14 protein-coding genes are annotated in these 20,925 nt (G+C 69.8%); 8 read left to right on the forward strand and 6 right to left on the reverse strand.

Features of this window, described 5'->3' with window-relative positions; translation table 11 throughout:
- Positions 1 to 25 precede the first annotated feature (25 nt).
- Genes ACWEWT_RS03900 through ACWEWT_RS03910 form a run of 3 tightly spaced genes read left to right on the forward strand, consistent with a single transcriptional unit; the run spans position 26 to position 4,784 of the window.
- Positions 26 to 1,309: an extracellular solute-binding protein gene (locus tag ACWEWT_RS03900; RefSeq protein WP_452555877.1), complete on the forward strand. Its 1,284-nt coding sequence runs from the start codon at positions 26 to 28 to the stop codon at positions 1,307 to 1,309.
- The gene (locus ACWEWT_RS03905; RefSeq protein WP_452555879.1) at positions 1,306 to 3,111 is read left to right on the forward strand and encodes a hypothetical protein; all 1,806 of its coding nucleotides are present in this window, start codon (positions 1,306 to 1,308) and stop codon (positions 3,109 to 3,111) included. Before ACWEWT_RS03900 ends, ACWEWT_RS03905 begins: the two co-directional genes overlap by 4 nt.
- Positions 3,108 to 4,784 carry a hypothetical protein gene (locus ACWEWT_RS03910; RefSeq protein ID WP_452555881.1) on the forward strand — a complete coding sequence of 559 codons (1,677 nt, stop codon included), beginning with the start codon at positions 3,108 to 3,110 and terminating at the stop codon, positions 4,782 to 4,784. Before ACWEWT_RS03905 ends, ACWEWT_RS03910 begins: the two co-directional genes overlap by 4 nt.
- A 10-nt stretch (positions 4,785 to 4,794) precedes the next feature.
- Here ACWEWT_RS03910 and ACWEWT_RS03915 read toward each other — a convergent pair whose 3' ends face one another.
- The 5 genes from ACWEWT_RS03915 to ACWEWT_RS03935 all read right to left on the reverse strand — a co-directional run bounded on the left by ACWEWT_RS03915 (position 4,795) and on the right by ACWEWT_RS03935 (position 12,171).
- On the reverse strand, positions 4,795 to 6,462 hold the full coding sequence (locus ACWEWT_RS03915; RefSeq protein WP_452555882.1) for an ArnT family glycosyltransferase: 1,668 nt from the start codon (positions 6,460 to 6,462) through the stop codon (positions 4,795 to 4,797).
- Complete coding sequence (locus ACWEWT_RS03920) at positions 6,459 to 7,931, reverse strand: glycosyltransferase (protein ID WP_452555884.1); 1,473 nt, start codon at positions 7,929 to 7,931, stop codon at positions 6,459 to 6,461. The genes ACWEWT_RS03915 and ACWEWT_RS03920 overlap by 4 nt, the downstream gene beginning before the upstream one ends.
- The gene (locus ACWEWT_RS03925) at positions 7,925 to 9,376 is read right to left on the reverse strand and encodes a hypothetical protein (RefSeq protein WP_452555886.1); all 1,452 of its coding nucleotides are present in this window, start codon (positions 9,374 to 9,376) and stop codon (positions 7,925 to 7,927) included. Before ACWEWT_RS03925 ends, ACWEWT_RS03920 begins: the two co-directional genes overlap by 7 nt.
- A gap of 6 nt (positions 9,377 to 9,382) precedes the next feature.
- A complete protein-coding gene (locus ACWEWT_RS03930; RefSeq protein WP_452555888.1) occupies positions 9,383 to 11,344 on the reverse strand; it encodes a hypothetical protein in 1,962 nt (653 codons plus the stop codon).
- A gap of 167 nt (positions 11,345 to 11,511) precedes the next feature.
- A complete protein-coding gene (locus ACWEWT_RS03935; RefSeq protein WP_452557659.1) occupies positions 11,512 to 12,171 on the reverse strand; it encodes a TVP38/TMEM64 family protein in 660 nt (219 codons plus the stop codon).
- Between the two features lie 355 nt (positions 12,172 to 12,526).
- Here ACWEWT_RS03935 and ACWEWT_RS03940 point away from each other — a divergent pair, with 355 nt between their 5' ends.
- Genes ACWEWT_RS03940 through ACWEWT_RS03960 form a run of 5 tightly spaced genes read left to right on the forward strand, consistent with a single transcriptional unit; the run spans position 12,527 to position 19,962 of the window.
- On the forward strand, positions 12,527 to 14,401 hold the full coding sequence (locus ACWEWT_RS03940) for a methylmalonyl-CoA mutase family protein (RefSeq protein ID WP_452555890.1): 1,875 nt from the start codon (positions 12,527 to 12,529) through the stop codon (positions 14,399 to 14,401).
- The gene (scpA, locus tag ACWEWT_RS03945) at positions 14,401 to 16,686 is read left to right on the forward strand and encodes a methylmalonyl-CoA mutase (RefSeq protein WP_452555892.1); all 2,286 of its coding nucleotides are present in this window, start codon (positions 14,401 to 14,403) and stop codon (positions 16,684 to 16,686) included. Before ACWEWT_RS03940 ends, scpA begins: the two co-directional genes overlap by 1 nt.
- Positions 16,683 to 17,675 (forward strand): methylmalonyl Co-A mutase-associated GTPase MeaB, encoded by a 993-nt coding sequence (gene meaB, locus ACWEWT_RS03950; protein WP_452555894.1) that lies wholly within the window; start codon positions 16,683 to 16,685, stop codon positions 17,673 to 17,675. The genes scpA and meaB overlap by 4 nt, the downstream gene beginning before the upstream one ends.
- Positions 17,676 to 17,732: 57 nt before the next feature.
- Positions 17,733 to 18,368 (forward strand): acyl-CoA-like ligand-binding transcription factor, encoded by a 636-nt coding sequence (locus ACWEWT_RS03955; RefSeq protein WP_452555896.1) that lies wholly within the window; start codon positions 17,733 to 17,735, stop codon positions 18,366 to 18,368.
- Position 18,369: 1 nt separating this feature from the next.
- Positions 18,370 to 19,962 (forward strand): FAD-dependent monooxygenase, encoded by a 1,593-nt coding sequence (locus tag ACWEWT_RS03960; RefSeq protein ID WP_452555898.1) that lies wholly within the window; start codon positions 18,370 to 18,372, stop codon positions 19,960 to 19,962.
- A gap of 55 nt (positions 19,963 to 20,017) precedes the next feature.
- Here the strand turns inward: ACWEWT_RS03960 and ACWEWT_RS03965 are convergent, their stop codons facing one another.
- Positions 20,018 to 20,839 (reverse strand): amidohydrolase family protein, encoded by an 822-nt coding sequence (locus ACWEWT_RS03965; protein ID WP_452557660.1) that lies wholly within the window; start codon positions 20,837 to 20,839, stop codon positions 20,018 to 20,020.
- Between the last annotated feature and the right edge of the window lie 86 nt (positions 20,840 to 20,925).

Consider the following 20,925-nt stretch of genomic DNA (forward strand, 5'->3'; position numbering starts at 1 on the left):
TGCCGGACAGACGCATCGGGGGATCGTGAGGACACGTCGTGCCGTACTCCGGGCGGCGGCGCTCGCGCCGCTGCTCGCGGCCTGTTCACCCGATGTACTACTCGGCGACCGCGATGTGGTGCGTATCGCGGTCGCCTGGAGCGGTCTCGAACTGACGGCCTTCCGGTCGGTGCTGGAGGCCGCGGCATTACCGGACCCGGTCGAAGTGGTACCCCTGGGCGACGAGATCGGGACCGCGCTCACCGCCCTCGGGCGATCGGCTCCCGATATCGTCATGCTGCCGCAGGCCGGGCAACTCCGGGATCTGGTCGCGGCCGGGCGGCTGCGAGAGGTGCCCGGCGAACTCTGGTCCGGTCCGGACGGGCCACGGTATGCCGAACAGTGGCGGGAACTGTGTCACGATCGCGGTCGCCTGTACGGCGTGCCCTTCAAGGCCAGTGGTAAATCGCTGATCTGGTACGACCGGGACGCCTTCGCCGGATCCGGACTGAGCGATCCGGCCACCTGGACAGTGGACGATTGGCTCGCCGGTGTCCGCGAGGCCGCGGGGGCGGACCGGCGGCTGCTCGCGCTCGGCGCCGCCGACGGTTGGGTGCTGACGGATCTGTTCGAGAACCTGCTGCTGGCCGAATCGCCCGCGGTGTATCGGGCGCTGGGTACCGGGCCCCGTGAGTGGGATGTCGCGGCGGTCCACGACACCTTCCGGCGACTGGGCGGTCTGTGGGGGATCCGCGATGGCCTGCCCGGTGGTGTCGGTACGGCGTTGACCAGTCAGTTCGCCGATTCGATCCGCGATGTATTCGGTCATCGCCGGGCGCTGGCGGTCGCGGCACCGGATTTCGCCGAACCGGTGGTGCGCGATGCGCTGACGCGGTCGGGCCGTTCCGCGGACGCCGCGGCGGTGGTGCCGTTCCCGGGCACCGGGCCCGGTGCGGTGGGCCCGCGCATCGTCGGCGGCGATGTCATGGTGCTGACCCGCGCGGCGGGTGCCCGGGCCGAGGCGGTGGTCGCGGGGCTCGCGGCCGAACAGGTACCCGTGCCGTGGATCGAAGAGGTCGGTGGCTTCCTCGGTCCCAATCTCGGCACCCGGGCCCGCTACTCCCGGTGGGCGGCACCGACGGCCGCCGCGCTGGGGGACTGGCCGGATTTCGATCTGTCCGACCGGATCGGCGCGGTCGGCGGCCGGGACGGCCTGTGGCGGGTACTCACCGAATTCCTGATCACCGTGGGCGACCGGGGCGGCGATGTCGCGGGCGCGACCGGAACAGCTGTCACGACCCTGAGCCGCTTCGAAAGAGGATGGAGATGACCACGGCACCAACGGAATTCGAAGCGCACGGCCTGCGCGTGGAGCTACCCGTCGGCCCGATGCGCGGACCACTGGTATCCGGCCGTCCACCCCAGCGGGGCATCACGCTGGTCGCGTGCCTGCCCGCAGTGTTGTTGCTGACCCTGCTGCTGGTGCCCACCGCCGGTACGGTCGTCCTCGCGGTACGGACCCGGCTGTGGCCGGTGGTCGGGTGTGTGGTGGCGGCCGTGGCGTTCGTGATCGCGCTGGAGGCGGCCCGCCGGGGCGCACATCGGCGACTGTGGGCGGTCCCGGCGGCGGTCGGGACGGTCGCTCTCGCCGCGCTGTACTGGTCGGACGAATCGTATGCGCGCAGCCTGTACTGGATGGCGTTCGCTGCGGCGCTACTGGTGGCGGCGATGCTGCTGGCCTGGTGGACTCGGCGCAGTCGGGGGCTGCTGCTGCCGCTGATCGTGCCGTTCGGTATCTCGGCGATCGTTTCCGGGGTCGCGTTCCGGCTGATCTTCCAGTACTCGGGCGCCCGGTTGGGCTTCGACGGGTTCCCCGGATACCGGGCCTGGTTCGTGGTGATGCTCGGCTCGGCTTTCCTGTGGACCTGGCTCGGTTTCCTGATCGGTGTGTTCCGCGCGGGTATCCGGGCGCTGGAACGCGATCCGGTGCGCTGGACCCTGCTCCGGGAGAAGCCCGGGATCACGCTGGTGTGGCGGCTGTTCACGCTGCAGCGGCCGATAGTCCTGGTGGCCGGCCTCGTGGTGGGTGTGGCGGCGGCCCGGGTTTTCGATGTGGTGCTCATCGGAGTACCCGGATCGGTCCAGTACCAGGTGGACAGCGCCACCGTTTCGTGGTGGCGGCTGGCCACCGACCCGGCGACCGCGGGCGATGCCGCCGCGTACGCGTTGCCACTGGCCGCGCTGCTCGGCGTGGTGGCCTTGGCACTGCAGACCGATATCCGGGATCGGCGCACCGGTTTCCCGGCCACCGGACATCCCGGTGACCCCGGGCCCGGCGCACCGGCCGGTGGTTCGCTCGCCGGATGGGCCCGGGGTGCGGTGATCGGCGTGGTCTCGGTGGCGGCGGTGATCCCGCTGCTGGTACTCGCGGTGGTGGCCCTGCGCGGACCCGACGGCTGGTCGGCGGCCGCGTTCACCGATGTCTGGCGCGACCGGTGGCTGCTGCATTCGGTCGAGGCCACGTTCTGGGTGGCGGTACTGGCCACGATCATCGTGGTGGCGACTGCCGCGCCGCTGGCCTACCGGCTGGCGGTGGCGCCCGCCGGATGGGTGACGCGCACGATCGTCACCGCCCTGGTGGTGCTCGCGGTGCTGCCGGTGCAGGCGTATCTCGGCCCGCTGGATATCTTCATCGACGATCACGGTCTGTCCGGGACCCGGGTACCGCTCGTTCTCGTGCACGCCGCCGCCGGACTTCCCATCGCGGTATTGATCCTGCGGGGCGCCGTGGCCGCACCACCGGGTAGCCCGGCCGCCGACGCGCTGCGCGGCCTGGCCGCTCCGGGCACCATCAGCCGGCGGTTGCTCGGCTCGGCGGGGCCCGCGCTGGCGGCGGTGGCGGTGCTCGAATTCGTTCAGGTGTGGAACGATTTCATCGTCGGATTGCTGATCAGTGGTGCGGGCGCGTCGCCGTGGTCGCTGCTGCTGTGGGGTGAGGCGCGGCAGTTCGGTGAGAACGCCGCGCAGCTGGCCGCCGGTGCGCTCATCGCGGCCCTGCTACCGGTGGCGCTGGTCCTGGCGACCTGGCGGCGCTGGATCGTGCCGGGCCTGACCGGTGGGGTGCTGCGATGAGGGAACCGCTGCCGCGGGCCCCGGTCGTGTCCGGGGTGCTCAGCGGCCTGTCGGTGCTCGCGTCGGCCCTGCTGCTGGAGTTGGGCCGCAATCTGGTGATGAACTCCTTCGGCGACAGCGCGGAAGTGCAACTGCTGGCCTCCGGTTTGCGCTGGCTGGCAGTGCTGATCGTGGTGCTGGCGCTGTTCTACACCGGGTACCGGATGACCGCCGAACGGCGGGACCGGCGTCGGCTGCTGCGGCGCCGGACCCTGCTCGCCGATCTGGACGGACCGCCGCTGACCGGGCCGTCGAGCCCACGCCCGCTGCCGGATCCACCGGAGCGCGACCCCGGACTCGACGAGAATCCGGTCGCGGCCGCGCTGCGCGAACTGCCGGTCACCGAATACGACGCGGCGACCGTACACGCGATCCTGACCGCGGCCGGGATGGAACTGGCGCTGCCCCCCGAGATCGGCGATCCGCCCGACGGTGACCAGCAGCCCGCCCTGGGCGAGCGCTGGACCGCGACCGGGCTGCTCACCCGGTTGGTATCGGCGGGTGTGCTGGAGTGCCACGAACCCCAGCGCTACCGGCTCGCGCGGTTTCCGGATTCACCCGGCCGCGATGCGGTGATCGGTGGCGCGGTATGGCAGGCGGCCCTGTTCGCGCTCTTGTACCACAGTGCGGACCGGGCGACCAGTTGGGCCATCGGCTCCGGCACGGTGCCCTTCGGGCCGCGGGCCCGGCGCTGGTTCGTCGTGGAGGAGCCGCGATTGCGGGCGCTGATCCATCAGTGTTGCCGTGGTGATATCGCCGCCGCGGTGCCACCGTCCACGGCCGCGCAGCTGGTCCGGATCGGCGACGCCCTCGATATCTGGTACGCGATCGGTCCGGCCGACGGCACCGAAACCCGAGCGGTGGCAAGGGATCTGCTGGAACTGGGCCCCGGAATCCTCGGCGGCCACCACCGGGCGATCGCGTTACGCGCCGGGGAGTCCCTCGGGCCGGAGGGACGGCGGTGGCGGCCGTGGTGGCGGCGCGCCACCGGCGTCGGCGCCCGCGCGGAGCACGCGGCCGGTCTGGCCCTGCTCCGCTCGGCGACAACACCGGAGGCACTGGCCGACGCCGCGGACCGATTGCGGACGGCCTGGTGGCGGCTACCGCGTGAGGATCTGGCGAACCAGGTCCGGGTGCTGACCGATCTCGCCGTGGCGCATATCCATCAGGGCAGGCTGGACGCCGCCCAGGACCGGCTCGAGCTGGCGGCGCTGCGCGCGCTCGACGACGAGGACGCCGACGGATGGGCCCGGGTGCACGAGATCGCCGGGGCGGTGGCCTGGGCGCGGGGCGAACCCCGGGGTGCGCTGCGCTGCTGGCAGCGCGCCCTGACCACCTACCGCGATCTGGCCGACGACAACGGGATCGGGCGGTGTCTGCAGCATCTCGGAGCCGCGGTGCTGGTGGCGCCGGAGCACGGTGATCTGGTGCTCGCCGAGGAGGCCGCACCCGGGATCGGCGAGGTGATGCGGTGCGCGCACAGCTGGCTGGCCGAGGCCGGGCGGCGCAATCCGGATGCCGCCCACGTGGGTTACTACGCCGACCGCGCGGCGGCGGTCCGCGGGGTGGCCGAACCACCCGAGTTCACGTATTGGCCGCTGGAGGTGCGCGATTCGGACGATCAGTCCTTCTGACAGGGTCGATTCAGCCCTGACCGGTACCGGGCGCCGACAGTACGCGGTACAGGCGCCAGGTCGGCTGATCGTCGCCGTCGTTGGGGATCTCGAGTTCCGGCGTCGCGATCTCCGCGCCGGTCTCGTAGAGGGTCGGATAGCGCACATTGATCGCGTCGGAGGCACCGCGGCCACTGTTCGGGACCGCCAGGATGTACTGGACCCCGTGCGCGGCGGGGTCGTTGAGTACGGTGATGAAATCCTGATCCGACGGAATGATGTAGGTGTGCGGCCGGTCGGTGGCCGTGTACACGGCGAAGCCGTACACGGTATCCATCAGTACCGAGGAATCCGGCAGGTTCAGATCATCGAGGTATCCGGCCAGCTCACGTTCGGTGTGGAACGAGGCGATGATGCGCCGCTGTTCGGAGCGGACCGCGGCGGTATCGGCGGGATCGGGAAAGATGATCTCCTGTAGTGCGTACTGCTGCACCGACAGTGTCGGTGACATCATCAGCGCACCGGTCACCACCGGGGTCGCCAGGACCCCTACCGCCGCGAATACCGCCGGTGCGCGGCGGGCACCCGGTACGGTGCCCCGCGGCCGCTGATGCCGTCCGGGCCGGCGCGCGGGTACCGGGCCGCGGGCCGGGACGAGCTGACAGGCCAGGACGACCATGAGCGGGATCGCGCTGATGTAGAAACGCAGGAACGGGAACGTGGTCCCGGTCATGTAGTTACGGGTGGCGAACACCAGGACCGCACCGAAAACGATACCCGCGGCCAGCACTTCGGGGTCGCGTCGGCGCCACGACAGCACCAGGCAGACCGGGATCAGCACCGGTAGCACCGGTCCGAGCACCATGATCTCGCTGATCGAGAACACCAGTCCGTAAACGGGTCCGATGGTGGTGGTGCCGCCGCCGCTGCTCTGTTCGATGATGCTGGTGTTGCCGTAGTTCGAGGTGAACTGCTGGAAGGGCTCACCGGTGATCAGCCAGCTGGTTACCGTCCACACCACGAAGGCGACCCCGGTGGGCGCGGCCACCAGCAGGGCGTCCATCGCGGTATCGGTGACGCGGTCGCGGCGCGGCTCCCGCGCGCGCAGCCAGGTCACGACAGCCACGAACACGGTGACCCCCGCGGCCGCGGGCAGGGCGTCGTAGCGGGTCAGGTACGCCAGCGCGAGCGCTACTCCGGCGATGCACAGATCGTGGACGTCGTCGGTGTGCAGCCAGCGGATCAGCCGCCGGGTCGTCCAGCACAGCAGGAACAGGAACGGGGCCTCGCTCATCCCGTTGGCGGCATAGAACACCACCATCGGGTTGAGGGCGAAAACGGCGGTGAGCACCCAGACCAGCCAGGTCGGTGCGCCGCGATCGATGCAGATACCGCGGATCTGGATCACCGCGCCGGCCATGAACGGCGCCGACATGAGGACGCCGGTGATATTCCAGGAGGTGAGTTCGGGCCACCACTGGCTCAGCGCTACCGCGGGTAGCTGGACGACCGTGGCCAGCGGGGTGAAGATGAACCCGATCGCCGCGAGATGCGGGTCGCGGCTGAACAGTACGCTGCGCGCCGCCGAGACCCGGCTCAGCGAATCGCCGAGGATGTAGTGGGGTTCGATCGCCAGGTACAACCCGGCCGCGAGGTAGCCGAGCGTGGCGAGCGCGAACAACCACCGGGTGGTCTTCATCGCGGCGCGCCCGTCGGTTCCGCGCTCTCCGTACCGGGCAGGCCGTGGAAGGTCTTCTCCCAGTAGGAAGGTTTGCTGATCAGCTGATACGTGCCCTTGATCGCGGCCACACTCATCAGCAGCCAGTACAGCGGAGTCGTGAGTGCCGCGAGCAGCAGCACGGTCAGCCGGCTCTCCCGGCACGCGACCAGATTCATGTACATCACCGCGGTATTGCCGAAGACGAGACAGAAGAGCGCGGGGAAATAGACATAGGCCGGGAACTGTTCCTGGACCGCGTGCGGCTGGCCGAGCAGCCAGGCCAGGGTGATCAACCAGAACACCATGTTCAGGCAGGCGATGAGCGGAGTTCCGGCCAGCAGCGTCGTGAACCGCGCGAAACCGGTGGGGCCCAGCATCCGCCACAACCGGACGGGGCGGCGCATATGGACCAGCCAGGTCTGCAGGTAGCCCTTGTACCAGCGGGAACGCTGCCGGATCCAATTGACCGGGTCGCTGTTGGCCTCCTCCCAGGTGACCGAATCCAGTACCGCGGTGCGATAGCCGCTCTCGGCGATGCGTACACCCAGATCCGCGTCCTCGGTGACATTGAACGGGTCCCAGGCACCGATCTCGTCGAGTACCTCGCGGCGCAGATGGTTGGAGGTACCGCCCAGCGGGATGGGTGCGTTCCCGCGCATCAGCCCGGGCAGGACGAAACCGAACCACAGCGCGTAATCGGCGGTGAACCAGGCGGTGAGCAGATTCTGGCCACCGTTGTGGAACGCCAGCCGGGCCTGGACGCAGGCGGTCTCGGCGGGCAGCCGGTCGAAAGCGACCGCGGCACGCCGCAACTGGAGCGGATCGGGCCGGTCCTCGGCGTCGTAGATGGTGACGATATCGCCGGTGGCGAAGTGCAGGCCGAAGTTGCACGCTTTGGGTTTGGTGCGGGGTTCGGCGGGCGGTACCTCGATGATGCGCAGCGATTCCGGAGCGTCGGCGGCCCGGGCGGCGGTGATGGTGGCCTCGTCGTCGGCTTCGAGCAGCAGCAGGATCTGCATCTTGTCCGGTGGGTACCGGAAGGCCGCCAGATTCGCGATCACCGTGCCGATCACCTCGGGCTCGTGGAAGGCAGGGACCAGGATCGTATAGGTCGGCAGGGTGTGGTCGGGGGCGGCCAGCGCGTCGGCGTCGCCGACCGAGACGATGCTGCGGCCGTCGAGGCCGCGGAAGAACAGGATCAGGCGATCGACCAGTGTCCAGACATAGGCGCCCGTACACACCACGGTGATGGCGATCAGGGTCTGCAGCCGGGCGAATACCGCTCCGAGCACCAGCGCGACCAGCAGGCCGATCAGCACCCAGCGCTGCCAGGGCACCACCACCGTCGCCGCGGACACCTCGGGCCGGCGCTCCCGCAGGCCGTGCACCGCATCGTGCAGTGCCACGGCCACCGGATCCGCCCGGCCGGCCGGATCGTCGTTCACCACGGCTGCACCTCCACGAGTTGCCGGCCCAGGGTTTCGAGCAGATCGGCGTCCTTGAAAACCGGAGCGCTGTCGGTCACCGCGGAAACGCCCCGGGCCAGCAGCGCGACCATCGCCGAGGCTGTCCCCGCCACCGAGGGCTGCGGAGGCAGGAAGTACGCGTCGGGCTCGTGGTTGTCCACGGTCATCACCGTGACCCGCTGGATATGGGCGGAATCCCGGCGCCAGGTGAAGGTGAGGTAGTTCCAGGTGAGGTGGATGCGCTCGTCGACGATCGAGTACATGGTGCCGGTCAGACCGCGCCCCAACTCGACCGATCGCGGTGGATTGCTGACCCTGGCATAGCGCAGGTCGTAGGTGACCAGCGTGGGTGAGACATCCAGCGCGGCGCCGTAGCGCACGGTGAGCAGATCGATCTGCGCGGTCCGGTTCCGTCCCAGGGTGTCCCAGGCGGGGTCGGGTTCGATGGTGCGGAGGGTCTGGCGCAAAAATGTCGATTCGGTGTGGAAATAGTGTTGCGGCCAGTCCATGGTCTGCAATCCGGTCTCCCGCCAGCCCGGCGGTACCACGAGTCCGGTCATACCCTGATACGGCGGTCCGGCGACCACCTTGTCACTCGTCATGGCCGGCATGGGCGCGAACGCGACGAGCAGTGCGGCCACCGCGAGCAGGGCCAGTACATAGCCGGGCGCGTCCGGTCCGCCGCCGATCCGGGGTGCGGTGCCGGACGGCAGCAGTGGTTCCCGCCGGAGCAGCGCACAGCCGCAGACCACCAGTGCCGACAACGCGACCACCCCGGTCGTGACGAGGGAGATCCGCAGATTCGGGTACCAGTGGCCGATCAGGGCCAGTACCGCCGTATCCACGACCACAGTCAGTGCGGCGACCGCGGTGACCCGCCGGAAACCGATGTGGAATCCGTAGGCCAGGGTGACCGCCGACGCCGCGATCATCACGAACGCGTAGGCGAGCTGCCCGCCGCCGAGCGCGACCGCGGTGAGCCGGTAGGTGATCGGGTTGACCACCAGGAACAGCACCCAGACTTCCCAGTAACGCATGGTGGCCCGCATCCCGAAGAGCAGGATGGACCCCGACAGGACGAACAGCGTCAGGGCGAGTACATCGAAGTGGAACAGCTCGTAGAAGGGGGCGTAGCGGGGGAGTAGCAGCCGCTGTACGAACAGCGCCACCACCAGGCCGAGGAGGCCGACGATGACATCGGTCTCCCGGTCGTGGATCGGCAGTACCGGTTTGTCGCGGCGCCGGACGCCCAGCATCAGTGCTCCGCCCAGGAGCGGGAGCAGGAATACATAGCCGATCGAGGTACCCTCGCCCGCACCGACCCAGACGTCGATCAGAGTGCGCCGGAACGCCAGCCCGGTGAGCACGATCAACACCGCCCAGCGGACCGTGACGCGGGCGACGGGGTCCGCGGTGCCGCACAGCATCACGGGTCAGCGTCGGTTCGTGGGGCGGAGGCCGCGGGCGGCGAACCACAGTGCCACCACCAGCCCGACGGCCACCAGCACCCCGGCCGCGATGAGCAGGTTCCGCATGGCCGGCGATATCGGTGCCGTGGTGCCGGTCGGTGATTCGGCGGCCGTCAGCGAATAGTCGACCGGTTCCCGTCCGGCCGCCGTGAACAGGACATCTCCGGACAGCGAGGACCAGCCGCCGGGTTCGGTGGCGAGCCGGTCGAGGGTGCGGTTCAGTTCGCCCGGGCCGGCATTGCTGGTGGCGACGAGTAGCTGCCGCCCGTCGTCGTAGTAGCTCTGCAACGAGGCGAAGCGCAGCCCGGGTGAGAGCTGCAGCTGAGTGACGGTCCCGGTCCGGTCGGTCAGGGCGATACGGGTGTCGTCGGTCTTGTTCAGCGGCGGTGAGATTCCGGCGGGCAGTTCACCGTCGGCCGCGATGAGTACGGTGGGCCGGGTGCTGCCGACCGCGTCGGCTACCGGCGTCCAGTGTGGGTCCAACCGGGTCGTGGTGAGCGATTGCAGACCGGCCACCACCGCCACCGCCCGGTCCAGATCGTCGAAACCACCGGTGGTGGTGGCGATATCGAAAACCGGGAGCAGACTCTGGGGCAGCGCCTGGAAACCTTGCGGCGGCCCGCCCGGCGTGGATTCGCCGGTGACCTCGCTGCTCGGCAGGATGGTCAAAGTGAGCGGCTGGTCGGTGCCGCAGCGGCCGGTGTCGCCGGTCGTACGGAGGGTGACGTTCACGGTGGTGCTGCGCCGCAGCACATCGTCGGGGATATCGATCCAGCGGTCGATCTGTCCGGTCGGATCGGCCGCCCAGCTGGTGAGTTCCCGATTGTCCGCGGTCACGGTGAGCAGACCGGCCTGACTCGGTGGCAGTGGCGTGTAGTTGCCCTGGAGTTTCACGCGGATATTGCCGGAGGGCCGGCCGAGCCGGGCCTGGTCGAGGGTGAACGGGACACTCACCTGGGCATGGGAACTGGCGCTGAGCGTACCGGCGCCGAGCTGTCCGAGGGTGGTGGTGCCGGCCGCCAGGACCGGCGGCTGATCGAAGGACCCCGCGACGGCCCGGCCGGCCACGGCGAATTCCGATACCCGGCTGGTGATCAGCCGGATCTGATCGAGCAGGGCGGCATCCTCCCCGGTGATCAGCAGTGCCGGTGGCCCGGCCGTGGGGCTGAGTGTCGCGGCCGCGCCGCCGCCCGCCCGGATGGCGACGGACCGGGTGAAATCGGTATCCGGTTCGGTGACAGTCCCGTCGGCGGGCAGCTTCCGCAGGCTCACCCGGACCGGCTGGCTGCCGTAGTAGGCCACGATCGCGGTGGACAACGACAACGCGGCGTCGGCCTCCAGTGCCGACGGCTTCTCCGGGACGTAGATCCGCAGTTCCTGCAGGATCGGCGGCAGGAAATCCGCGATGACCGCGGGCGCCTGCGGTGTACCGGCGTAGTCGATCCGCACCTCGCGCAGGACCGCGCCGTGCTCGAACCAGTCGTCCGGGCAGCGTCCCACCTCCGGGTACAGGTTCACGTGCAGGGTGACACCGGCCGCCTGATCTCGGATCTCGGCTCCGTCCAACGGCAGGGTGACCGGGACGCGGCCGTCGGCGCCGGCGGGCAGATCGGCATGGCCGATGAACCGGTCACCCGATTCCACATCGATTGTCCCGCGTGCGAGATCGGCCGGGAGATCCACGGCGGCGGTGAGCTGGACGGGAGACATACCGGGCGGTACCGGAATCGTCAGATCCACCTGGTCGTCGTCGCCGCGGAGCACGATCTGCTCGCCGAGGCCCAGATCGCGCGCCGCGAACTCGGTGGTCCCGGCCGGTGGTCGCGCGATCGTGTCCGGTGGCTGGGTGGTTCCGGGGCCCGCGGTGAGGGCGACGACCGCCAGTGCTGCCCAGCAGGTACCCAACGTCCGAACGGCTATCCGCATGGGCAAGAACCCTTCAGCTATCCGATGGCGTTCCCGATCGAACAGGGAAACGGCGTGTATGCGCGGGGGTCGGTCACCTGAATGGTAACCAGGACAGCGCTGGCTATCGGTCAGCAACGATTTTTGGCGTGGCGTTGCACACCGGCGCGGGGTCGGTCGGCGCGGGATCAGTCGAGGACGGTGACCGGATTCTCGACGGCCGGTTTCCATCGTTGGTCGATCACCAGGCCCAGCAGACCGACGGCGATACAGGCGATCGAGACCGCGACCATCACCGGATGGGTGCCTCCGGTCAGCGCGTCGGCCAGGATGACGGTGGCCGCGGTGCCGGGCAGGATGCCGATCACCGTCGCGCCCAGATACGGCCAGAACCGGATCGAGGAGAGGGCGCACGAATAGTTCACCACCGAGAACGGCGCGAAGGCGATGAGCCGGAGCGCGCCGACGGCGAGCCAGCCCCGGCGATGCAGGCGCTCGTCCACCGTCCGCACGGTCGGATGATCGAGATACGCGCCGACCCGGTCGCGTCCGTGGGCGCGCACCAGGAGGAAAGCGGTGGCCGCGCTGAGTACTGTGGCGCCGACGGCGACAGCGAGCCCGACCGCGGGGCCGAACAGCAGACCCGACGCCACAGTGAACACGGTGCGGGGCACCGGGGCAATGGTGATCACGGCATGCGCGACGAAGAACAGGGCGGGGAAATAGGGTCCGGCCTCGCCGGCCCACCCCTGGATCTGCGCGGGGCTCGGCAGTGGGGTCAGCAAGGCTGCCGCGCAGACGAGCGCGGCGGCGCACAGTAGGAGGACCAGCCGCCGGTCGCGGAGCATACGGGGCACCGGCCGAGGCTACCGGTAGGGCGCCGGGCCGCCCCGGGGGGTGCCGATGCCCGGGCCGGGCGAGTTGTCGCGGGAACCCTCCGCGCACCTCGTGGCCGGACTGCGCACCCGGTGGATGGACCGTCCGCCCGGCCGAGCGCGGTGAGCAGGGCTTGTGCCGTCGGCGACCCGCAGGTTACTCGCTGGTAGTGGTGGCCCCGGACGATGCCGTACGGGCATCCCGCTAGCATCGGAGGGGCGGGCTGAATGCTCGTTAACCAAAGTATTCGCTGAGCTGGGCGGATGCCAAGGTACCCGCGCTCACCTGTGGTGCGCTCGTACTGGAACGACAATGAGGGAACAGGGTATGCCGATTGCTGCAGAGCCCGCGGCCGGAGCTGATCCGTCCTCGTCCGCGGTGCCCGAATATCCCGCCTGGCGCAAGGGTGTGGCGGGAGTGCTGGCCAAGACCCGCAAGGTCGACGCGGCCGAACTCGGTGCGGAACCCGAAAAGCTACTGAACCAGTCCACCTACGACGGACTGAGTATCGCGCCGCTGTACACACGCCGGGACGAACTGCCCGAGCCGCCGCTGCCCGGTGCCTACCCGTTCGTCCGGGGCGCCGACGCCGGCCGCGATGTCCACCGCGGCTGGTTCGTCAGCGCCCGCATCGGTGCCGCCGATGCCGCGACCGCCAACCGGGAGATCACCGTCGGCCTGGAGAACGGCCTGAGCGCCGTCGAACTCGGGGTGGGGGCCCACGGCGTGCCGGTGGGTGACATCGCCGCCGCGCTCGACGGTCTGCTGTTCGAGCTGGCCCCGCTGAGCCTGCGCGCCGGGACCGCGGCGGCCGCGGCGGCCGCTGCCGTGTACGCGGTGATCGACGGCTATGCGGCCCCCGATCGCGCCGCCATCCGGGTCGCTCTCGGTGCGGCACCCCTCACGAGTGCCTTCGCCGGCGTCGACGATCTCGGCCTCGCCGAGACCACGGACCTGGCCGTCGCGGCCGGGCAGCGACCGGAGACGGTGCGGGCGATCACCGTGGACGGCACCGTCTTCCACGATGCCGGCGCCTCCGACGCCCAGGAGCTGGGCGCGGCCGTCGCCGCCGGACTCGAATACCTGCGCGTGCTGTCCGGCGAGATGCCGGTGGCCGAGGCGCTGCGGCAGCTGGAGTTCCGGTTCGCCGCCACCGACGATCAGTTCGCCACGCTCGTGAAGTTCCGGGCTGCCCGGCGGTTGTGGGCCCGAGTCGCCCACGCGCTGGGCGCGCCGTCGGAGGGCGCGGCCCCGCAGCACGCGGTGACCTCGGCGGCCATGATGAGCCGGCGTGACCCCTGGGTGAACCTGCTGCGTACCACGCTGGCCGCCTTCGGGGCCGGCGTCGGCGGCGCCGATACCGTCACCGTCCTGCCGTTCGATTCCGCGCTGCCCGCGGGCGAACTCGGGGTCTCGGCCTCGTTCTCGGAGCGGATGGCGCGCAACACCCAGTTGCTGCTGCTCGAGGAATCCCATCTCGGGCATGTCCAGGACCCCGGCGCGGGTTCCTGGTACGTCGAGCGGTACACCGACGAACTCGCCACCGCCGCATGGGGTTTCATGCAGGAGCTGGAGGCGGCCGGCGGCTACCGCGCGGCCCTGGACTCCGGCCTGCTGGCCACCCGGATCGGGGAGACGAATGCCCGGCGGGAAGGCGATATCGCGCATCGCCGGACCGCGGTGACCGGGGTGAACGAATTCCCGAATCTCGCCGAGGCGCCGTTGTCGGAAGCCGCGCGGGCGGCGGGACCGGGCCCGCGCTACGGCGCGCCGTTCGACGCGCTGCGGGACCGCTCGGACGCCTACCTCGCCGCGCACGGCACACGCCCGAAGGCGCTGCTGGTGCCGCTGGGTACGGTCGCCGAACATAATGTGCGAGTCACCTTCATCGCCAACCTGCTGGCATCCGGCGGGATCGAATCCATCGATCCGGGCCCGCTCGCCGAGAACGATATCGCCACGGCGGCAAAGGAATCCGGGGCGTCGATCGCGGTGCTCTGCGGTACCGACGCACGCTACGGCACCGACGCGGCCGCGGCGGTGGAACAGCTGCGGGGAGCCGGAGTCGAGACCGTACTGCTGGCCGGGCCGGAGAAGGTGCTGACCGGTATCGAGGAGGCCCGGCGTCCGGACGGGTTCCTGGCGGCCCGGATCGACGCGGTCGCCGCCCTGACCGGCCTGCTGGAGAAGGTGGGAGCCTGATGACTACACAGCGAATCGAGCAGGAGGTCGGCAGTTTCGCCGAGGTTCCGCTCACCGAGCCGGGTTTCACCCCGGACCAGGCCGACGGGAGCGCCCGGGACGCCTATGTGCGGCACGCGGCGGAGGCGAACGGTTACACGCCCGAACAGCTGGTGTGGTCGACGCCGGAGGGGATCGATGTCCCGCCGGTGTTCACCCGGTCCGATCGTGACGCCGTCGCCCAAGCGGGTTTCCCCCTCGACAGTGTCCCCGGTGTCGCGCCGTTCGTGCGTGGGCCGTACCCGACCATGTATGTGAACCAGCCGTGGACCATCCGCCAGTACGCGGGCTTCTCCACGGCCGCGGATTCCAATGCCTTCTACCGGCGCAATCTGCAGGCCGGGCAGAAGGGCCTGTCGGTGGCCTTCGACCTCGCGACCCACCGCGGCTACGACTCCGATCACCCCCGGGTCCAGGGCGATGTCGGGATGGCCGGTGTCGCCATCGATTCCATCCTGGACATGCGCCAGCTCTTCGACCAGATCCCGCTGGATCAGGTAAGCGTATCGATGACCATGAACGGTGCGGTGCTGCCGATCCTGGCGCTGTACGTGGTGGCCGCCGAGGAGCAGGGTGTGGCTCCCGAACAGCTGGCCGGAACCATTCAGAACGATATTCTGAAAGAGTTCATGGTCCGTAACACCTACATTTATCCGCCGAAGCCCTCGATGCGGATCATCTCCGATATCTTCGCCTACACCAGCGCGAAGATGCCGAAGTTCAACTCCATCTCGATCTCCGGCTACCACATCCAGGAAGCCGGAGCGACCGCCGATCTCGAACTCGCCTACACCCTCGCCGACGGGGTGGAGTACCTGCGGGCCGGAATCGACGCCGGGATGGAGATCGATGAGTTCGCGCCGCGGCTGTCGTTCTTCTGGGCGATCGGGATGAACTTCTTCATGGAGGTCGCCAAACTCCGTGCGGGTCGGCTGCTGTGGAGCGAACTGGTCGCGAAATTCGATCCGAAGAACCCGAAATCGTTATCCCTGCGGACCCATTCGCAGACCTCGGGCTGGTCGCTGACCGCGCAGGACGCCTACAACAATGTGGCGCGCACCTGTATCGAGGCGATGGCGGCGACCCAGGGGCACACCCAGTCGCTGCACACCAACGCCCTCGACGAGGCGCTCGCGCTGCCGACCGATTTCTCGGCCCGGATCGCGCGGAACACCCAGCTGCTGATCCAGCAGGAATCCAACACCACGCGGCCGATCGACCCGTGGGGTGGTTCGTACTACGTGGAATGGCTGACCCATCAGCTCGCCGAACGGGCCCGGGCGCATATCGCCGAGGTCGAGGCCCACGGGGGGATGGCCCAGGCCATCGGCGAAGGTATTCCGAAGCTGCGTATCGAGGAGGCCGCGGCCCGGACCCAGGCGCGGATCGATACCGGCCAGCAGCCGGTGATCGGCGTCAACAAGTACCAGGTCGCCGAGGACCACGAGGTCGAGGTCCTCAAGGTCGAGAACTCCCGGGTCCGGGCCGAGCAGATCGAGAAACTGCAGCAGCTGCGGGCCGGCCGCGACCAGGACGCGGTGGAGCGGGCGCTGGGTGAACTCAGCCGGGCCGCCGCCTCGTCCGCGGGCGGGATGGAGAACAACCTGCTGGCGCTGGCCATCGACGCGGCCCGCGCGAAGGCCACGGTCGGGGAGATCTCGGACGCGCTGGAGAAGGTCTACGGCCGCCATCAGGCCGAGATCCGTACCCTGTCCGGTGTGTACCGCGACGAGGCCGGCAAGGTCACCAACATCACCACCGCCGGGGATCTGGTGGAGGAGTTCGCCGAGGCCGAAGGGCGGCGTCCCCGCATCCTGGTCGCGAAGATGGGCCAGGACGGTCACGACCGCGGCCAGAAGGTGATCGCCACGGCCTTCGCCGATCTCGGGTTCGACGTGGATGTGGGCCCGCTGTTCCAGACCCCCGAAGAGGTGGCCCGCCAGGCGGCGGACAACGACGTGCACGTCGTCGGTGTGTCCTCGCTGGCCGCCGGTCACCTCACGCTGGTGCCCGCCCTGCGGCAGGCACTGGCCGATGTCGGCCGGCCCGACATCATGGTCATCGTCGGCGGGGTCATCCCGCCCGGTGACTTCGACGAGCTGTACGAGGCGGGTGCGGCGGCGATCTTCCCGCCGGGCACCGTCATCGCGGACGCGGCGATCGATCTGCTGCGCAAGCTCGGTGCCGCACTCGGGCACGAACTCGGCTCCGGTGCTACCGAATCCGAGGCCGAAGCCCAGGGATGAGCGCACGTGTAGTCGACGTGGAAGCCCTCGCGCAGGCGGTCCGCTCCGGTGAGCGGGCCGCCCTGGCGCGGGCGATCACCCTGGTGGAGTCCACCCGGTCCGATCACCGGGACCAGGCCCAGCAACTGCTGCTCCGGCTGACTCCGGAAGCCGGTGCGGCACTGTCGAATCGGGTGGGGATCACCGGTGTGCCCGGGGTGGGGAAATCGACCTTCATCGATGCCCTGGGTATGCAGCTGATCGGGGCGGGTCACCGGGTCGCGGTGCTCGCGGTCGATCCGTCGTCCACCCGGACCGGCGGTTCGATCCTCGGCGACAAGACCCGGATGGCCCGGCTGTCGGTGGAGGAGAGGGCTTTCATCCGCCCGTCGCCGACGGCGGGCACGCTGGGCGGGGTGGCCAAGGCGACCCGCGAGACCATCGTCCTGCTCGAGGCGGCCGGTTACGACGTGATCCTGGTGGAGACGGTCGGTGTGGGGCAGTCCGAGGTGACCGTGGCGAATATGGTCGACGTGTTCTGTTTCCTCACGCTGGCGCGGACCGGTGATCAGTTGCAGGGCATCAAGAAGGGTGTGCTGGAGCTGGCCGATCTCGTCGCGGTGAACAAGGCCGACGGTAAACACGAGATCGAGGCGAAATCGGCGGCGCGGGAACTCACCGGGGCGCTGCGGCTGATCCATCCGCACGACGCGCTGTGGCGTCCGCCGGTGCTGACCATGAGCGGGCTGGAGGGTGTGGGTCTGGAGAAGTTCTGGCAGACCGTCCTGGACCATCGCCGGGTGCTCACCGATGCCGGGGAGTTCGCCGAGAAGCGCCGACGGCAGCAGGTCGACTGGACCTGGACCATGGTGCACGACCAGTTGTTACGTCGCCTCGCCGACAATCCGAAGGTGAAAGCGTTACGCGGTGAGGTGGAGCGTGAGGTCCGGGACGGGACGCTGACCGCGGCACTGGCGGCCGAGAAACTGCTGAACGCCTTCGACAGCTGAAAAAGTTTCCGACAGGGAAATCTTTCGTTTTTGGAAATTATCGGTACCGTGGTTCGTATGAACGATGCCGAACCCGGGCTACGGGAACGCAAGAAACGCGAGACCCGGCTCGCGCTGAGTCTCGCCACCATCCGGCTCTCGATCGAAAAGGGCTGGGACGCGGTCACCGTCGAGGACGTCGCGGCGGCCGTCGGTGTCTCCGACCGCACTTTCCGCAACTACTTCGGCAGCAAGGCCGAAGCCGTGGCCTCCCGGCACCTGGACCGGATGAACGAGATCGGCCGGCTGCTCGGCACCCGTCCGGTGGACGAACCGCTCTGGCCGGCGATCACTGCCGCTGTCCTGCACGGTTTCGAACTGGGCGTGGGAGCCGCGCAGGCGGGCACGGCGGGTGATACCCGCTGGGCCGAGGGGGTCGGGGAGATTCTCGCCCAGCCCGCGGTGCGCGGTGCCGTACTGGAGGCCGACGCGCTCGCGCAACGGGACCTGGCCGCTGCCGTCGCGGCGCGGATCGGCGCCGACCCCGCGCGGGATATGTATCCGAAACTGGTCGCCGCGGTAGTGGGTTCGGCCTGTGCGGTGGCCACCGAACACTCCCGCAGTACCCGCCCGCCCGAATCGATCGCGGCCGCACTGCGCGCCGCCCTGAGCCAGGTGGCCGCCGGGCTGCCCGTACCGGATACCGGGAGTTGAGATGCGCTACGACGTGATCATCGCCGGGGCGGGCCCGGTGGGTCTGCTGCTGGCCTGCGAACTGGGCCGCGCCGGTATCCGGCCGCTCCTGCTCGAGCGGAACGCCGAAGCCGATACCGAACCCCGGGCCAACGGCCTGGTAGGTCAGGTGGTGCCGCTGATGGATCGGCGCGGTCTGTACGAGCGGCTCAGCGGGACACCGGGACCACCCCGCCCCAACGACCGCTACTTCATGTTCGGCGGGCTGGCCCTGAATCTGAGCCTGCTCGACGACGGACCGGTCTACACACTGCCGATCCCGCAGCGGGAACTGGTCACCGCACTGACCGGATACGCTGCCGAACTCGGTATCGAGATCCGCCGCGGTGCGGCCGTCGTCGCCGTCGAGGACGACGGCGACGGGGTCGCGGTGGAACTCTCGGGCGTGGACGGCGCGGTGCGCTTGCACACGCGTTATCTGGTCGGCGCGGACGGCGCCCACAGCGTGGTGCGCAAACAGCGCGGAATCGGCTTCCCCGGTATCGGATACGACCGCACGACCGCCCGCACGGTCCACGCCTCGATCCCCGCCGACTGGGTGGATCCGCGCACGGGTGAACTGCGGGTGCCCGGTTTCGGCCCGATCCGGCCGTTCCTGTCGCTGCGTACCGAACACGGCGGATTCACCTACGCTCCGTTCGCCGGCCGGCCGGTGATGCTGTCCACCGTCGAATGGGACGAACCCGCGGTCGCGGAGCCGATGACGCTGGCGGAGATGCGGGCCAGTATCGCCCGGGTCCTCGGCGCGGAGATCCCACTCGCCGCGCCCGAGGGCCCCGGCCCACATCTGCTGCGCCGGCTGCGCGGCGGGCACACCCGGGTGGCCGAACGGTTCCGCGACGGACCGGTTTTCCTGGCCGGCGACGCGGCGCACGTCTACACCGGTGGTGGCGGGCCGGGGCTGAACGCGGGGTTGCCGGACGCGGTGGACCTCGGCTGGAAGCTGGCGGCGGAGATCGACGGCTGGGCGCCGGCCGGTCTGCTCGACAGCTACGACCGGGAACGCCGGCAGGCGGCGGTCCGGGCCGAACTCGCCGCCCGCGCGCAATCGGCCCTGCTCGCGCCGGGCGGAGATGTCACCGCGCTGCGCACGGTGTTCGGCGAGTTGCTCGCGGACGAGACCGCGGTCGCGCGGGTAGCCGGATTGATCGCGGGGACGGATGTGCGTCTCGATATGGGCGTCACCGATCCGCACCCGCTCATCGGCTACAGCGCACCGGATCTCACGCTGCGCACCGGCGACGGCACGGTACGTCTGGCCGAGCTGATTCGGGACTCCCGCACACTACTGCTGGATCTCAGCGCCGACGAGGCATGGTCCGCCGCGCTCACCGATCTGCCGAGCCGGATCTCCGTAGTGCGGGCGCGGACGGTGGAGACCACGGCGAAAGCGCTGGTGCTACGGCCCGACGGCCGGGTCGCCTGGGCCACCGACTGCGCGCCCGGGCCCGGCGAGATCGCCGAATGCCGTACGGCGCTGGCGCGCTGGGCCGGGGTCGAGGCGCCGGGCGAACCGATGGCGACGGCGATGATCGCGACGGAGAGAACGACTTGACGCCGGATCCCGGCGCCGCCGCCGAGGCACCGGTTCGGCCGGGACGGGAACCCCGTCAGTCCAGGCCGAACCGGTCGGCGGCATTGCGGTAGCAGACCCGGCGCAACCAGTCCTCGCCCAGTTCGAGCCGTTCGAGGGCCTGGACGGCATGCCGGTACGGGTAGGGGATATTCGGGAAATCGCTACCGAACATGATCCGGTCGCCGTGGTCGATCAATCGTTGCCGGTCGGCCACCGGGAACGGGATATCGGCCTCGGCGAAATCGGTGAACGCCATCGTGGTGTCCAGATACACCCCGGCATATCGATCCGCCAGGTCCAGGAAATCCTGGTACTCGGGCATACCCATATGCGCGACGATCAGCGGGAGTCGTGGAAAGCGCCGCAGTACGTCGGCGACCGGCCCGGGTCCGGTGAAAGCGCCGGGCGCCGGGCCGGAACCGCAGTGGATCACCGTGGGCACGCCCGCGTCCTCGAGCGTGCCCCAGACCGGATCCAGCAGGGGGTCGCGCGGGTCGTAGGCGCCGACCTGGATATGGGATTTGAACACCTGGGCGCCCGCGTCGACGGCGGCGGCGACATACCCGGCCGCGCTGGGTTCCGGGTAGAAGGTGGCGGTGGACAGGCATTCCGGGACCTCCGCGGCGAATTTCGCGGTCCACTCGTTCAGCCAGGCCGCCATATCCGGGCGGTGCGGGTATACCAGGGCGGTGAAGGCGCGGATACCGAAGCGGCGCAGAGTGTCCAGTCGCACCGATTCCTCGGCGCGATAGGTGATCGGCCACGGGCGGCCGGTGAGCGGGCCGACATCGTCGAAGTACGCCCAGACCTTGCGTAGCACCCGGTGCGGCATGAAGTGGGTGTGCACATCGATCATCCCGGGCAGCCCCAACCGCTCCCGGAACCCGGCCAGGTACGCCTCGTCGGCCGGGACCTCGGTCAGTCCGGACGTGTCCACGTTCG

This window comes from Nocardia sp. NPDC003963, from assembly GCF_053605105.1.

Excerpts from the sequence above, each read along its gene's own strand:
- ACWEWT_RS03905 (WP_452555879.1), top strand. The coding sequence starts at position 1,306 with ATGACCACGGCACCAACGGAATTCGAAGCGCACGGCCTGCGCGTGGAG.
- ACWEWT_RS03910 (WP_452555881.1), top strand. The coding sequence starts at position 3,108 with ATGAGGGAACCGCTGCCGCGGGCCCCGGTCGTGTCCGGGGTGCTCAGC.
- ACWEWT_RS03915 (WP_452555882.1), bottom strand. The coding sequence starts at position 6,462 with ATGAAGACCACCCGGTGGTTGTTCGCGCTCGCCACGCTCGGCTACCTC.
- ACWEWT_RS03925 (WP_452555886.1), bottom strand. The coding sequence starts at position 9,376 with ATGCTGTGCGGCACCGCGGACCCCGTCGCCCGCGTCACGGTCCGCTGG.
- ACWEWT_RS03930 (WP_452555888.1), bottom strand. The coding sequence starts at position 11,344 with ATGCGGATAGCCGTTCGGACGTTGGGTACCTGCTGGGCAGCACTGGCG.
- ACWEWT_RS03935 (WP_452557659.1), bottom strand. The coding sequence starts at position 12,171 with ATGCTCCGCGACCGGCGGCTGGTCCTCCTACTGTGCGCCGCCGCGCTC.
- ACWEWT_RS03940 (WP_452555890.1), top strand. The coding sequence starts at position 12,527 with ATGCCGATTGCTGCAGAGCCCGCGGCCGGAGCTGATCCGTCCTCGTCC.
- scpA (WP_452555892.1), top strand. The coding sequence starts at position 14,401 with ATGACTACACAGCGAATCGAGCAGGAGGTCGGCAGTTTCGCCGAGGTT.
- meaB (WP_452555894.1), top strand. The coding sequence starts at position 16,683 with ATGAGCGCACGTGTAGTCGACGTGGAAGCCCTCGCGCAGGCGGTCCGC.
- ACWEWT_RS03955 (WP_452555896.1), top strand. The coding sequence starts at position 17,733 with ATGAACGATGCCGAACCCGGGCTACGGGAACGCAAGAAACGCGAGACC.
- ACWEWT_RS03960 (WP_452555898.1), top strand. The coding sequence starts at position 18,370 with ATGCGCTACGACGTGATCATCGCCGGGGCGGGCCCGGTGGGTCTGCTG.
- ACWEWT_RS03965 (WP_452557660.1), bottom strand. The coding sequence starts at position 20,839 with ATGATCGATGTGCACACCCACTTCATGCCGCACCGGGTGCTACGCAAG.